Origin of the sequence: Pseudomonas sp. GM49, from assembly GCF_000282355.1 — a bacterium.
GTDB lineage: Bacteria > Pseudomonadota > Gammaproteobacteria > Pseudomonadales > Pseudomonadaceae > Aquipseudomonas.
This window is the reverse complement of the sequence record NZ_AKJL01000113.1, coordinates 1-13579: the sequence shown is the minus strand read 5'-3', so window position 1 is coordinate 13579 and position 13579 is coordinate 1. Positions and strand designations below refer to the sequence as shown.

The following is a 13579-nucleotide window of genomic DNA, read 5'->3' as shown; positions in this document are numbered from 1 at the left end:
GTTGGGGACGACGCTGGCCTATACGCCGCCGGTGATGCCATAGCCTGAATTTACAACCTACGAAAATACATGTGGGAGCGGGCTTGCTCGCGAAGGCGGCGTGTCAATCAACGTGAAGGTCGATTGATCCAATGCATTCGCGAGCAAGCCCGCTCCCACATTTGAAATGTGCCACCAGCGGTTTCAGTATGTAGCACCCACGCTACCGGGAACCCACGCTGAAAAGGATCTGAGCATGCTAAAACTCGCAGGACTCACCCTCGCGGCCCTCACCCTGAGTGCCGCTGCCCACGCCGATGTCGCCCTGAAACTGGGCACTACCGAACGCGTAACCCGCCTCTTCGCCTACCCCAACAATTGCAACGTGATCTGCTTTCGCAACTGGACGCTTGAGCAAACCGTAGAGCATTACCTGACCCAGAGTGTGCAACGCGATGGCTACGGCGACGCTAAGGTTCTGGTCAAAACCGACAATGGTCAGCTCTACGCAGAAATTATCGGCGTGCCCAACGGCTATGAAAAACCTTTGGCTGCGCTGCTCGATGCCGGTGACCTGGCCTATAACGGCGCCAGCAAACTGAATGCCGACGGCAAGTGGGCATATAGCTGGTATCTGTTCCTGCCGCTGGGCATGGCCCTGGAGAACCGCAAAAGTGTCGAGTTGCTGCACTTCCCGCCCGACTATTCGTTGACTCAGGCCCAGGATTATCTGAAGTCTGCCACCACGGATCGTTGGGCCACGCTGCTCACCACCAATGGCATCCCGCCCGAGCAGACGCCAGGTTTTCAGACGATTGTCGACATCGCCCCTATCGCCGCCCCATCCAACGCAGGCAAGGACCTGGAGGGCGTCTACAGCTACTTCAACGACTACCAGACCACCATGGTCAGGAATGTCAGCCTGAACGCCAGCGGTGAAGCATTGCCGATGGTCGCCTTCGGCGCACCGGTGCGTAACTGGATCAAGCAACAATACGGGGCGACCGTAAACGTGCTGGGCCTGGCGACGATCAGTCCGAGTGAAGGGGTAACGGTGCGGGTGCTGGGTTCCAATCACCCGAGCTACATCTGGTACGCCGCCGACCCGGCGAACTATTCCGGCAACGATGCCAAGGCCAAGGCCGATGCGGCGGGCCTGAAAGTCATGGGCCAGGATTTGAGTGCTGCGTGCTGGCAGGCCTCCATGGGCCGCCAACCGGACAGCAATGCCGATGTCGAGCTGAAAACCTGCACGCAAACCTGGCAAGTGGCCGAGAAAGATAAAACCTGTGCGCTGTTCTACACCTCGATTCGCAACCTGACGCCGGGACAGGCGGCGGCCAAATGCTCGACGGCAGCGATCCAGTTGCAGCTCAAACAGCTCAAGGCCCCAGCGCCAGCCACTGCCCTGCCCACTCCACCGCTGTAAACCGACCATTGGCAGTCAACCTGTCAGTTATGACAGTAGACCGCCCGCGATATCTGCGAGAGGCTTGGGCCGTACCCATGTGCTGCGGCGCTGACAGGATCGTCAGCCGATGGAAGTCGCAGCACCCAGCCGACAAGGATCGTTATGAAAGCCAATGCGCTGCGCAAGTCTCTCGCACCACCGCCGCAGGGTGTTTACCCTTTTGTGGCATTGCCCCTTCACCTCGGATTTCCGTCTCTGGACGATTTTGAAATCCTCACCAACGACAAAGGCACGGCCAAGGCCGCCGTGGCGCTACGCGAATTCCCCCGTATCAGCCGAATCTGCCGGGTATCGGGGCATTTGCTGCCCTATCGCTGCCGGCATACACGGCAACTGGCGCCCGGTGTGCATGTCTACGACCCGCGTTTCTGTGGGCTGCTGCGACACTCCTGCGACCCGAATGTCTTTCTGGACATGAGTGAACTGTGGTTGTGGGCGTTGAAAGACATACAAAAGGGCGACTGGCTGTCGATGGATTACGCCGCCACGGAAGACAAACTGCTGCGCCAGTTCGCCTGCCGCTGCGGTTCATACAACTGCCGGGGCTGGATCACCGGCTACGATGAATCGCCAAACGCCGACGGCCAGCTGTTTTTGCAACAGTGGCGTCGGCAAAGTCTGCGCTGAAGGGCTTTACAGGGGTTCGAACGGACGCAGGCGGTACTGCGGCGGCAACTGCTCGAAACCACTGATGGTGGCATTCAGGCTTTTCCAGCGACCGTCCTTGATGCCGTAGATGCAGCCGTGGATCGACAGGCTCTGCCCGCGGTGCCAGGCGTTTTGCACAATACTGGTGTGCCCGACGTTGGCCACTTGCTGGATCACGTTGAGCTCGCAGAGACGGTCGACTCGTTCTTCTTCGGTGGCCAGTTTGGCGAGTTCTTCGCGTTTTTCGTAATACAGGTCGCGAATCGAGCGCAGCCAGCCGTCGATCAGGCCAAACTGGCGATCCTGCATCGAGGCGCGCACACCGCCGCAGCCATAGTGGCCGGTAACCAGAATGTGTTTGACCTTGAGTACATCGACCGCGTACTGAATCACCGACAGGCAGTTAAGGTCGGTGTGCAGCACGACGTTGGCCACATTACGGTGTACGAACAGATCGCCCGGCAACATGCCGACGATCTCGTTGGCCGGCACCCGGGCATCGGAACAGCCGATCCACAGGAACTCCGGAGTCTGTTGGCGAGCCAGCTTGGCGAAGAAGTCAGGATCTTCCTCCTTGATCGCAGCGGCCCAACGCTCGTTGTTATCAATCAGATCTTGTAATTCGTTCATGCTTTGAAGCCTCAAGAATGATGCGCAGCTTTGACTGACAACCGTCCGTCGGGGTCACGCGCGAAAATGCAGATACTCTCCTGATCCGGAACACGGGGCTCCATGCCGGTGGAATTCTCGGTAGCCACGCGGGTCAACCGTAGTAGGGCCTACAGTATGAGGAATTACCATGAATGATTCACGACGTCCGTACGATGCGGAGCAACCGGAACCCATCGATGACGACGAAGACCGCATGGGCTCGGTGCGTGAGCTGGATTTCGACGAAGAAGATCCCAGCGCCAGAATCGGTGACGAACGGCTGGAAAAGGAGCGCGAGCAACTGATGCCACGCCAGCGCGTACGTGAAGCGGGCCTGACCGGTGCCTCGACCGATGACGATCAACCTACCGACGATGACCTGAGCCCGGAAACCCTGATCCGTGAAGACGGCGCCCGGGATGCCCATGAGGCGGGCAATGATAGTCGTGCGGATTGGGACCTGAGCATCGTCGACGAGGACGAAATTGGCGGTGGCAAAGGCCTGGATGAGGCGGAACTGGCGCTGCGCGATCCGATGGATGGCAAGCGCTGATCTTTGGTGTCTGTCAGGCCCTCATCGCGAGCAAGCTCGCTCCCACAGGTTTTATGTACGGCATAAATCTCCTGTGGGAGCGGACTTGCTCGCGAAGGCGATCCGACGAAGCTTTTAAGCTCAATCCACCAAAGTGCAGGCCATGACCACCGCATCTTCGCGCCCGCCCACCGCCGGGTAGTAATCCCGACGCCGGCCGATCTCGTTGAAGCCGTAACGCTCATACAGCCTGAACGCTGCGGTATTGCTGTCGCGCACTTCCAGGAAACACTCCCGGGCGTCCGCCTTGTAGGCAATCGACATCAAATGCTCAAGCAATGTCAGCCCCAGGCCACGACCCTGGTTTTCCGGCTTGACCGTAATGTTCAACAGGTGCGCCTCGTCGAGGATGATCTGCACCACACCGTGGCCTACCTGTTGCTGACCTTCGAACATCAGCCAGATCTGGTACTTGCCCAGGCCATCAAGGAAAATCCCGCGGGTCCAGGGATGGCTGTAGGCCGCGTATTCGATTTTCAGTACAGTTTCCAGGTCCGCCTCGGTCATCGGGCGAAACGATACAGCGTCACTCATTCGATTCTTTCCAGCGCGCCATCAGCCGACGCATGGCTTGCCAGACATCAGCCTTACGCTGTGGCTCTTCCATTAATAATTCCAGGCCCGGCACCGCCCAGGCCGGGCCCAGGCCTTCGATCTGCAACTCGCGATTGAACGCCTCGGCATCCGCTTCGCCGGCAAATCGCACGGCGGGCAGGCCGATCAGCCACAAGCAGGCGCATGGCGTTTCTTCCATCCGCACCGAGAGAAAACCTTGCACGAAGTCGCGGGCCGCTTCCGGGCCTTGATCCATAGTGCCACGCACCAGCAACGGCCAGCGTACCGGTTCGCCGACGATCTGCGGGCTGTCCGGCAGACCGGCGGCGCGCAACATGTCCTTGAGCAGCAGGTAAGCAGGATCACGGGTCTGGAAGGGTTCGCCTGTGGGTAACTCCACCAGCAGCAGGCAACGCCCGGCCCGCAGCAATTGCAGGGCGAAACGCGGGGGCGGCACGATCGGCGCCTTGACCACGACCGGCGCCTCTTCGGCCTCTTCCACCGGTTTGGCACCGGTGCGCGTGCTTGCCAGCGATGGCCGTGGCACCTCGATCTTCACCCGCTCGACCGGCTTGGCCACAGGCGCTACGGGCGTCTCAGCCACAACAGCGGGCACGACAGGCGCGACCACAACTGGCTCGGGGATCTCCAGCAGCTCGGGCCGCGACGGCGCGGCAAAGGGCAATTCGGTGCGCGGCAGCCAGTTGACCACCTGCATGGCGGCCAGATAAGCGCGACGACGGGACTCGATAAGCAAAGGTCGGCCACTTGTGGATAACTAAAGTGCGCTGATTCTACCGCCGTTCGCTGAAGATCGCGCGCTGTTGATCGATAGACTTTACCGATAGTCTTTCCACCTATGAAAAATGGCGACAGCCCGTCCCGAGAGTGAATCGCATTGCCCACGATGCAGTACAATCGCGGCTTTTAATCGCCAACCAGCCGGCCATTCCGATGATCGAACCCAAGCGCGTCTTGCGCGCCCTCGCTGAACACTGGGCACTTCTGGAGCCACTGTGCGAGCACTTCGACCAAGGCACACTGAGCCTGAACGAACTGCGCACGCAACTGGCCGCCCAGCAACTCGACAGTACGCCGCAGGACATCACCAGCCTGCTGGATGTGTGGATTCGCCTCGACATCCTGGTTCCCGTGGCCAAAAGCCCGAACCGTTTCGAGCTCAATGCGCAGATTCACGACTTCCTCGCCTACCTGCGCCGCGAACACCGCCTGGGCCTGTGCCTGGAAATCGAAGCCTACCTGCGCCACCTCGAGCGTCTGGCCGGTTATATCCAGGACGCGTTCGACATCCGCGACGGCAATGATCTGGCCCGCCAATTGCGCCTGCTCGACATGCGCGTGCGTGACGTGCTGAAAAAACTCGATAACGACGAACAGGCACTGGTGGCCGTCGCCGAACGGGCGAAAACCAGCGACCGGCAGATTCCGTTGCGCCAGCGTTACGCTGAAGTGCTGGCGACCTGGGACGAATACGTCGAGCCGATGATTGATCTGGTGAACGCCGATGGCGCCTTCGAACAAGGCGTGCGCAAGGTCGAAACCGTCCTGTTGAAGATGCTCAGCGAACAGCAACGCCTCGGCCACCTGGTCGACGACGACATGCTGCTGCGCACCCACGCGCGCATCCTCGAAATGCAGACCAGCGCTCAACTGACCCTGCGTCATGCCCGCGAACTGCTGTTGCCGCTGCGTGAAGAAGCCCGTCGCCACAACGCCGTGACCCGTGGCGCCGCATTGGCCCTGTCGATGATCCGCCGCAAAGGCATCGACGCCGTGCCACAAGCGGCCATGCCGATGTTCACCCGCCCGCAGAGTACCTTCCTCGGCAGCGCCAGCCAGGTCGAAGCCTACGTCTATGCCCTGGCCCGTTTCGAACCGAAACCTGCACGCTTCCCCAAAGCGCACAAGACCCAGAAAGGCGAAGCCCCGCGCGCACCTCGCACGGTTCGGGAAATGCTCGAACGTTGCGAAGACGCCCTGCCGATGCCGGACCTGATGACCTGGCTGCTGGAGCAGGAACCGGACGGCGCCACCGACGAATTGCTGTACTGGTTCTCGCGCCTGTCGCGGGAAAAACGCTTCAAGCGCGAGCGTCTGGAACGTCGCGAATACCATACTCACGAGCACCAGGTCAGCCTGCGCTCCTTCGCCCTGCTCTCGGTCAGCGATGACGCCACCGAGAATTCTGCGAGCACTCCTTATGCATCTTGATCTATCCGAACTGTCCCAGCTGGCACCGATCTTTCGCGAACTGTTCAAGGGTTACCACGTCAGCCGCCGCGATCCGGAGCTGTACGCACAGTTGTCGAACTTCCAGGACCAGTACCGCACGCTGTTCAAGGCCCTGGGCTTTGAACTGGTCTGCGACACCCGTGGCTTCTACTACTTCGTGCCGGACCTCGCGGCGGCGGCGGTGAACAAGACTGCCCAGCGCTTGGCGCTGTTTACCTTCATCCTCGTCGAGCACCTGGCCGACCAGGGCCGCGACCCAATCTCCGTGCTCGATGGCGGCAGCCTCGGCCGCGATGAGCTGCCGTCGTTGCTGGAAAAGTACCGCGATCTGTTCATCCAGGCCGAAGTGCAGACCCAGGACGAGCTGGAAGAAAAGATCATGCGCCGCATGACCCAACTCGGCTTTGCCAGCGAAGAAAACGGCATCTACCGTTTCCTGCCGCCGATGCACCGCTTCCTCGATGTCTGCCTGTCGGTGCAGCAGGACCGCGATCTGGCTGCCAGCCTGCACAGCGTGCTGCCGTTGCCGGTGCCGGTGCTGATCGACGAAGACAGCGACGAAAAACTGCTGCAGACCGACGACCCGCTCGACCTCGCGGAGTTTGAAGATGAAAGCGAAGAAGACGCCCTGGCCCGCGCCATCGCCGAAGAACAGGAGCTCGACGCATGAGCAAGGAACGTTACGGCATCCGCCGCTTTGCCCTTTTGAATACCGCCGGCTACAGCCTCGGCCTGTTCCCGCTGGAAGAACCACTGTCGGTGTACGGCGCGAACAACCTCGGTAAATCCGCCTCGATCAACGCCCTGCAGTTCCCGATCCTGGCGCGCATGTCCGACATGAGCTTCGGCAAGTACAGCCTGGAACAATCCCGACGCTTCTACTTCGCCTCGGACACCAGTTACATCCTGGTGGAAGTGAACCTGCCCCACGGTCCGCACGTGATCGGTGTGGTCGGCCGCGGCCCGGGCGGCGGTTTTGGTCACCAGTTCTTTGCCTATGCCGGCAAACTGGACCTGGCCCACTACCAGAAGAACGACACCTGCCTGCGCCAGAAAGAACTGTTCACCAACCTTGAACGCGAAGGCCTGAAAGCCTACGAACTCAAGCCGGACGAACTACGCCGTTTGCTGGTCGGTGGCCACACTTCGATTCCACTGGACCTGACGCTGATTCCATTGCGCTCCACCAGCGAGCAGAGCCTGAAGACCTTCCGCGCGCTGTTCATCAACCTGCTGCACATGCGCGAAATCACCGCAGCCAAGCTCAAGCAACTGTTCCTCGATGCCTTCGAACACAGCCTGCGGTCCGGCAGCGTCGACTACATCGCCGCGTGCGAAGAAGCGTTCCGCGATGTACGCCGCATGGAGCAGGACTACAACTCTCTGGTCGCCGCCGGCCCGCTGGTCGAAGCCCTGGCCAATGGCGTGAAGCAACGCGACATCCTGCGCGGCAAGCTGCACCGGATCTCGCCGCTGCTCGACTCCTTGCTCGGCACCTGGTCGGACTACGCCAGTGCACGCAAGGAAGAGCTGACCATTCAGGCCGAGCACTACCGCAACGAGCAGGACGCCCTGCAAAACGATCAGCGCGGCGGCACTCAGGAACTGATGCGCCTGGAGCGGGAAATCACCGGCATCCAACGCTGGCTCGGCGAATTGTCGGTGCTCAAGCATCGCTTTGCCCTGATCGATGACGTCAAGGTGCTGGAGCAGCAACTGCTGGCCGCCAAGGACGCTCACGATGAACTGGCAGGTGCGCTCGCACAATCCCGCCAGTTCAGCGCCGAAGACCTGGACGAGCGTTTGCGTGACCTGGAAAAACGCCTGAAGTCGGTCAAGCAGCAACTCGATCACGCCGATAACAACAGCTACGCCCGTCTACGCGAAGAATTCTCGCAGCAAGACGTCGAACGCCTGATGCGTCTGTTCAACAGCGCACTGTTCAGCCTGCCGCTGGGTGAGCACGGCATCACCCTTGACGACGACGGCGAGTGGGTCAAATCCGTAGAGCTGATCCTCGGCGGTTTCAAAGGTGAGCGCTTCGAAGTGCCGGGCCTGTCCATCGACATCTCGCACATCGAACCGCCGGCATTGCAGGCCCTGGCTGATCGCGCTGCATTGCGCGACCAGAAGGAACGCTTGGAAAAAGAACTCAAGCAACTGAAAACCCAGCAAGCGGTGGCTGCCGACCGCGCCGCGAGCAAGACCCAGACCGAAGCCCTGTACCAGCAAGTGCTGGATGCGCAGAAAGCCCTGGAAGATTTCCGCCGCGCGCAAACCCTGAGCGCCGAGGAAGGCGACAAGCTGGAACAACTGGCGCAGATGGAAGCCGCCCAAGACGAATTGAAGCGTTCCAGCGACGCCTTCACCGAGCGCGTCCAGCAACTGTCGGCCAAGCTGCAACTGGTCGGCCGGCAGATCGGCGACATGGAAGCCAAGCAACGCACCCTCGACGACGCCCTGCGCCGCCGTCAGCTGCTGCCGGCGGACCTGCCCTTCGGCACGCCGTTCATGGACCCGGTCGACGATTCCATGGACAACCTGCTGCCGCTACTCAATGACTACCAGGACAGCTGGCAAGGCCTGCTGCGGGCCGACGGCCAGATCGAAGCGCTGTACGCTCAGGTGCGCCTCAAAGGCGTGGCCAAGTTCGACAGCGAAGACGATATGGAGCGTCGCCTGCAACTGTTGATCAACGCCTATGAGCACCGCACTGACGAAGCCCTGACCCTGGGCAAGGCTCGCCGTGCCGCCGTGACGGACATCGCCCGGACCCTGCGCAACATCCGCAGCGACTACGACAGCCTCGAACACCAACTGGCGCTGTTCAACCGCGAGATCAACAAACGTCAGGTCTCCAACCTGCAAAGCTTCCGCATCGTGCTCGCGCCGAACAAGGAAGCGCTCAAGCACATCGACCAGATCATCCACAGCGCCGGTCAGTACGAGGAAGGCGAAACCCTGTCGGTGTTCGACCTCAGTCAAAGCGCCGAGCAGGACAACAAGAACGAAGAGGCCAAGGAATACCTGGCACGGCTGGTGGCGGCCAACCACAATCAGCTCGGCCTCAAGGACTTGTTCGAACTGGCGTTCGAGATCACCAAGGTCAATGGCCAGCCGGTGATTCACACCGACATCGACGGCGCCGCCTCCAACGGCACCACCATGACCATCAAGGCACTGACCAACATGTACTTGTTGCTGCACTTGATGGACCGTGACCAGGCCGGTCGCGTGCGCCTGCCGTACTACCTCGACGAGGCCGCGGACATCGACGAGAAAAACCAGGCCGCCTTGCTGGAAACCAGCCTGCAACTGGGCTTCGTGCCGATTCTGGCGAGCGTTAAGCCGCAGGTCTGCGCCAGTGTCGCCATCGACCTGGAAGGCGGCAGCGGCCCGGCCGGTATCTACATCGACGAGGCGGACTGGAAGTACATCCGTCGTCACGACCAGGTCAAGGCAACGGTCAACGAACAAGCGGATGAACCGGAGCTGGATGCGGTCTGACGTTTGAATCGAAGGCAGTAAAAAGGCCGCGATCCAATGGATCGCGGCCTTTTTCATAGGTGTGTCATTTAGCCTTGCAGTGAACTTCAGGGCCTCTTCGCGGGCAAGCCCGCTCCCACAGGGTTACTGGTTGATCATAGATTATGTGTACAACGCAGTTTCCTGTGGGAGCGGGCTTGCCCGCGAAGGCGTCATCACTGACGCCACATAACCCTCAGACTATTTACCCAGCGAAATCTTCGGCGCCCAACCCAGCCATTCCTCTTCAAACTTGTCGAACAGCGCGAACGTCTGCTCCGGTTGCGCCGGGCTGCCCATGCGCTCGCCGTCCGGCGTGGCGAAGGCGACACCGCCCTGAATCATCGTTTCCAGGGATTCAGTACGCACCGTTGCGCCTTTGAACAGGCCGACATCGAAGTCGAAACCGCTGGTGTTCCAGAACCGTGTACCGCTGCGCACCAGTGGCGCGTACTTCGGCTCGATCAGGATATGGATAAGCACGCGATCAGCGGTCTGCCCCAGTTCATAGCCAGTCACCTTGCCCACTGTAATTTCGCGATACGTCACCGGCACGCCGGCCTTCAGCGAACCACGACGAGCGGCGCTCAGCACCAGACTCAATCCCGCTTCCTGCTTGGCCGTTTCCGGCACAGTGGTCAAAGCGACAAAGTTCTTCTGCGGTCCCAGATTCTTCGGCGCCGGCTGCACCTCGATGTATTGCCCGGTTACCAGGGTTTCGAGGTTGGACGTCTTGATCAGGCCCAGTTCAGGCTTGACCACCCAGAACTGACTACCGACCCGGGCGATGCGCTCCGGTACTTCGGTAATCCGCGCGGTCAGCAGCACCGATTGCAGATCCTCGCTGAGATCAACGTCTTCCACCTTGCCGACATCCAGCCCCTTGAAACGAATCGGAGTGCCGGTACGCAAGCCATCAGCGCGATCAAGCTTGATCGTGATGACTTCGCCTTTCTGCGTGGCCTCTTCATGGTTCGCGAACAGACGGAAACGTGGAACACGCTTTTGCAACGGGGCTTTGTCTCGTGGGGTCTCGAAGGCAATGCCGCCGGCCATCAAGCTCTGCAACGACTCGCTTTTAACCTGGACCCCACCGGTCAGCCCGCCCGTGAGGGTGATGCCACTGGCGTTCCAGAAGCGCGTCGAGGCGTTGACCAGGCCTTCGTATTCCTTCTCGATGTGCACACCAATGATCAGTTGTTTCCTGGTGCGTGAGAACTGATAGCTCTGCACGGAGCCGACTTTAACCTGCTTGTAGAGAACCGGGCTGCCGACTTCCAGCGAGCCGAGATTTTCCGTGAACAACACCAGGTGCAGACCCGGTGCACGCAGATCCAGCGGCGGCGCCTTGGCTCGTGCCACAAACTCCCGTTGTGGTGCCGAACCCTTGTCGCCAGGTCGCACAGCGATGTAGTTGCCTTTGACCAACGCCTCGAGGCCGGTAATCCCCGCAAGAGAAATCGACGGTTTGACCACCCAGAATTGGGTGCCTTCGACCAGGTAATCCTCGGCCAATGGGTCCATCGTCAATTCGGCGGTGGCCCCGGACAGGTCAGGATCGACCTTAAGCGCCTTGAGATTGCCGACCTGAATGCCTTTGTACATCACCGGCGTACGACCGGCCTGCAAGCCTTCGAAGTCGCTGAGTTTGACCTTGACCCGGATACCCGCCGCCGCTGCATCGAAGTCTTCGTAGAGTCTGAACGGCAGGCTTGGGTCGGTAGGCGGGCTGTCCTTGCGGTTTTCAGGCGTAGCGAATGCAATACCACCGGCGACGATGCTGGCCAACGACTCGCTGCGAACTTTCACGCCCGACAGATTGGCATCGATGCTGATGCCGCTGGCGTTCCAGAAACGTGTGTGTTTGCGCACCAGTTTGGCGTAAGTCGGCTCAATGAAGACCTTGAGTTCGACGGTGCTCTGGTCCTCGGACAGCACGTAGCTCTTGATCTGGCCCACCTTGATCTGTTTGTAGAACACCGGACTGCCACGGTTCAGCGAACCCAGGCGATCGGCCTTGATGGTCAGGTGCAGACCCGGCTGGGCATCGGAGAGCGGTGGCTCCTGAGCCAGGGCCTTGAACTTGCGAACCGGTTCACCCTCACCCGGACTGATCGCAACGTAGTTGCCCGAAACCAGCGTCTCGAGGCCAGTAATACCAGCCAGAGTCACGCTCGGCTTCACAAGCCAGAAACGCGTGCTGGTTCGCAGGTATTGCTCCACATCCTTGTTCATTTCGATGCTGGCGATCACACCTTTGGAACTGCCCTCGTCATCGAGCTTCAGGCTTTTGACCTTGCCAACCGGCATGCCTTTATAGACGACTTCGGTCTTGTTGACCTGAATGCCTTCGCCACTCTCAAAACGCACCTGAATCTCGATTCCGGTCTCGTTATAGGCACGCCAGCCGAGCCAGCCACCGATGATCAAGGCGATCAGGGGCAACACCCAAATGGCAGACCAGTTCGAGGCCGGTCGGGTTTTCGCTACAGGCAAATCAGTCATGGTCGTCGTCCGACTCCGTGTTATCCCAAATCAGTCGGGGATCGAAAGTTACTGCGGCAAGCATCGTCAGAATCACCACCGTGGCGAAAGCGATGGCGCCAAGATTGGCTTCGATGCTGGCAAGCCGCCCAAAATTCACGACCGCCACGAGGATGGCGATCACAAAGATATCGAGCATCGACCAGCGGCCGATGAATTCAATGAAACGGTACATCCAGATACGCTGGCGAGCCGAAAGGGGCTGACGGCGCTGCACGGAAAACAGCAGCAGTGCGATGCCCACCAGCTTGAACGTGGGCACCACGATACTGGCGATAAACACCACGGCCGCAATGGGGAACATTCCGTAGTGCATCAACTCGATCACACCGGCCATGATCGTGCTGGGCGCACCTTTGCCCAAGGAGTTCACGGTCATGATCGGCAACAAATTGGCCGGTATGTAAAGAATGGCGGCTGTAATCAGCAATGCCCAAGTGCGCACCAGGCTATTCGGGCTGCGGGCATGCACCAACGCTCCGCAGCGTGTACAGACTTGCTCATCGGTATCAGCTTCCTGCCTGTTCAATTCATGACATTCCTTGCAAATCAGAATGCCCGCATCAATCGCCCGCATGGGCATCCTCTCCTGATAATGCTTGCCAGATCTGGTGAGGCGACATCACGACCTCCAGCCAGACTTGAATCAGCAACAAACCAATGAAGCACGCCAGGCCGAGGCCTACGGTGATTGCTGCCATATCTGCCAGCTTGACGATCGCCACCAACACGCCCATGAAGTAAACCTCGAGCATCCCCCATTCGCGTATATGGTGATAAATGCGATAGAGCAACAAGCCGTAGCTGCGTCCGATATCAAAACGGATACTCAACAATACGGCCAGTTGGCACAGTAGCTTGAGCAGCGGGATCCCCATGCTGCACAGGAACACGACCACTGAAACGCTTTGCATGCCTGTATCAAAAAGGGCGACAACACCGCTCCAGACAGTGTCTTGCGAAGATTGCCCGAGCAGATTGAGTTGCATGATGGGTAAAAAGTTCGCCGGAATAAACAACATCAAGGCGGCAATGACCAAGGCAAGGCTGCGCTGTACGACGTTGTAGCGATGGGCATAAAGCTCGTAGCCGCAGCGCGGGCACAGGGCTTTTTCGCCGTGGGCGAGTTCTGGCTTACGCATCAGCAGGTCGCACTCATGACAGGCAACCAGATGGTCTAGCGGTAATTCTGACAGCCCTTGGGCGTCAACCGGATCCGGCATAAAGGCTCTGATTCTGAAAAAGTTGGGCCTATTCTAGTGCCATGGACTGAAAATAACTGTGCGAAATGTGCAACAACCAGTCCTGTTTTTTTCACGCGCAAAAACAAAACCCCAACTGCTTTCGCAATTGGGGTTTCG

Annotated in this window: 13 protein-coding genes; 6 read left to right on the top strand and 7 right to left on the bottom strand. The window is 59.6% G+C overall.

The window, feature by feature from the left end; all coding sequences use genetic code 11:
- Positions 1-235: 235 nt before the first annotated feature.
- A complete protein-coding gene (locus tag PMI29_RS17695) occupies positions 236-1408 on the top strand; it encodes a hypothetical protein (protein ID WP_007997026.1) in 1173 nt (390 codons plus the stop codon).
- A 144-nt stretch (positions 1409-1552) separates the two neighbouring features.
- Positions 1553-2077 carry an SET domain-containing protein-lysine N-methyltransferase gene (locus PMI29_RS17700; protein ID WP_007997023.1) on the top strand — a complete coding sequence of 175 codons (525 nt, stop codon included), beginning with the start codon at positions 1553-1555 and terminating at the stop codon, positions 2075-2077.
- 6 nt (positions 2078-2083) lie between these two features.
- On the opposite strand, the gene can is transcribed toward PMI29_RS17700, so the two are convergent.
- Complete coding sequence (gene can / locus PMI29_RS17705; protein ID WP_007978048.1) at positions 2084-2728, bottom strand: carbonate dehydratase; 645 nt, start codon at positions 2726-2728, stop codon at positions 2084-2086.
- A 169-nt stretch (positions 2729-2897) separates the two neighbouring features.
- Between can and PMI29_RS17710 the strand changes: the two genes are divergently transcribed.
- Positions 2898-3302 carry a hypothetical protein gene (locus tag PMI29_RS17710; protein ID WP_007997021.1) on the top strand — a complete coding sequence of 135 codons (405 nt, stop codon included), beginning with the start codon at positions 2898-2900 and terminating at the stop codon, positions 3300-3302.
- Between the two features lie 120 nt (positions 3303-3422).
- On the opposite strand, the gene rimI is transcribed toward PMI29_RS17710, so the two are convergent.
- Both rimI and PMI29_RS17720 read right to left on the bottom strand, forming a co-directional pair.
- Positions 3423-3875: a ribosomal protein S18-alanine N-acetyltransferase gene (rimI, locus tag PMI29_RS17715; RefSeq protein WP_007997020.1), complete on the bottom strand. Its 453-nt coding sequence runs from the start codon at positions 3873-3875 to the stop codon at positions 3423-3425.
- On the bottom strand, positions 3868-4614 hold the full coding sequence (locus PMI29_RS17720; RefSeq protein ID WP_007997018.1) for a hypothetical protein: 747 nt from the start codon (positions 4612-4614) through the stop codon (positions 3868-3870). The genes rimI and PMI29_RS17720 overlap by 8 nt, the downstream gene beginning before the upstream one ends.
- Positions 4615-4850: 236 nt before the next feature.
- On the opposite strand from PMI29_RS17720, the gene mksB reads away from it, so the two are divergent.
- Genes mksB through mksF form a run of 3 tightly spaced genes read left to right on the top strand, consistent with a single transcriptional unit; the run spans position 4851 to position 9656 of the window.
- On the top strand, positions 4851-6128 hold the full coding sequence (mksB, locus tag PMI29_RS17725; RefSeq protein ID WP_007997016.1) for an Mks condensin complex protein MksB: 1278 nt from the start codon (positions 4851-4853) through the stop codon (positions 6126-6128).
- Positions 6118-6819, top strand: a complete 702-nt coding sequence (gene mksE, locus PMI29_RS17730; protein ID WP_007997015.1) for an Mks condensin complex protein MksE — start codon at positions 6118-6120, stop codon at positions 6817-6819. Before mksB ends, mksE begins: the two co-directional genes overlap by 11 nt.
- Positions 6816-9656 carry an Mks condensin complex protein MksF gene (gene mksF / locus PMI29_RS17735; protein WP_007997014.1) on the top strand — a complete coding sequence of 947 codons (2841 nt, stop codon included), beginning with the start codon at positions 6816-6818 and terminating at the stop codon, positions 9654-9656. The genes mksE and mksF overlap by 4 nt, the downstream gene beginning before the upstream one ends.
- Positions 9657-9875: 219 nt before the next feature.
- On the opposite strand, the gene PMI29_RS17740 is transcribed toward mksF, so the two are convergent.
- The 4 genes from PMI29_RS17740 to PMI29_RS32560 form a co-directional block, all read right to left on the bottom strand.
- Entirely contained in the window at positions 9876-12179 is a 2304-nt protein-coding gene (locus tag PMI29_RS17740; RefSeq protein WP_007997013.1) for a PqiB family protein, read from the bottom strand.
- The gene (locus PMI29_RS17745) at positions 12172-12795 is read right to left on the bottom strand and encodes a paraquat-inducible protein A (RefSeq protein WP_007997011.1); all 624 of its coding nucleotides are present in this window, start codon (positions 12793-12795) and stop codon (positions 12172-12174) included. Before PMI29_RS17745 ends, PMI29_RS17740 begins: the two co-directional genes overlap by 8 nt.
- Positions 12782-13441 carry a paraquat-inducible protein A gene (locus PMI29_RS17750; RefSeq protein WP_007997010.1) on the bottom strand — a complete coding sequence of 220 codons (660 nt, stop codon included), beginning with the start codon at positions 13439-13441 and terminating at the stop codon, positions 12782-12784. The genes PMI29_RS17745 and PMI29_RS17750 overlap by 14 nt, the downstream gene beginning before the upstream one ends.
- The coding region (locus PMI29_RS32560) for a hypothetical protein (protein WP_238541651.1) at positions 13396-13579 on the bottom strand (184 nt) is incomplete at its 5' end. The genes PMI29_RS17750 and PMI29_RS32560, both read right to left, overlap by 46 nt.

Coding starts and splice junctions, on each gene's coding strand:
- PMI29_RS17695 (WP_007997026.1), top strand. CDS start 236: ATGCTAAAACTCGCAGGACTCACCCTCGCGGCCCTCACCCTGAGTGCC.
- PMI29_RS17700 (WP_007997023.1), top strand. CDS start 1,553: ATGAAAGCCAATGCGCTGCGCAAGTCTCTCGCACCACCGCCGCAGGGT.
- can (WP_007978048.1), bottom strand. CDS start 2,728: ATGAACGAATTACAAGATCTGATTGATAACAACGAGCGTTGGGCCGCT.
- PMI29_RS17710 (WP_007997021.1), top strand. CDS start 2,898: ATGAATGATTCACGACGTCCGTACGATGCGGAGCAACCGGAACCCATC.
- rimI (WP_007997020.1), bottom strand. CDS start 3,875: ATGAGTGACGCTGTATCGTTTCGCCCGATGACCGAGGCGGACCTGGAA.
- PMI29_RS17720 (WP_007997018.1), bottom strand. CDS start 4,614: ATGCAGGTGGTCAACTGGCTGCCGCGCACCGAATTGCCCTTTGCCGCG.
- mksB (WP_007997016.1), top strand. CDS start 4,851: ATGATCGAACCCAAGCGCGTCTTGCGCGCCCTCGCTGAACACTGGGCA.
- mksE (WP_007997015.1), top strand. CDS start 6,118: ATGCATCTTGATCTATCCGAACTGTCCCAGCTGGCACCGATCTTTCGC.
- mksF (WP_007997014.1), top strand. CDS start 6,816: ATGAGCAAGGAACGTTACGGCATCCGCCGCTTTGCCCTTTTGAATACC.
- PMI29_RS17740 (WP_007997013.1), bottom strand. CDS start 12,179: ATGACTGATTTGCCTGTAGCGAAAACCCGACCGGCCTCGAACTGGTCT.
- PMI29_RS17745 (WP_007997011.1), bottom strand. CDS start 12,795: ATGCGGGCGATTGATGCGGGCATTCTGATTTGCAAGGAATGTCATGAA.
- PMI29_RS17750 (WP_007997010.1), bottom strand. CDS start 13,441: ATGCCGGATCCGGTTGACGCCCAAGGGCTGTCAGAATTACCGCTAGAC.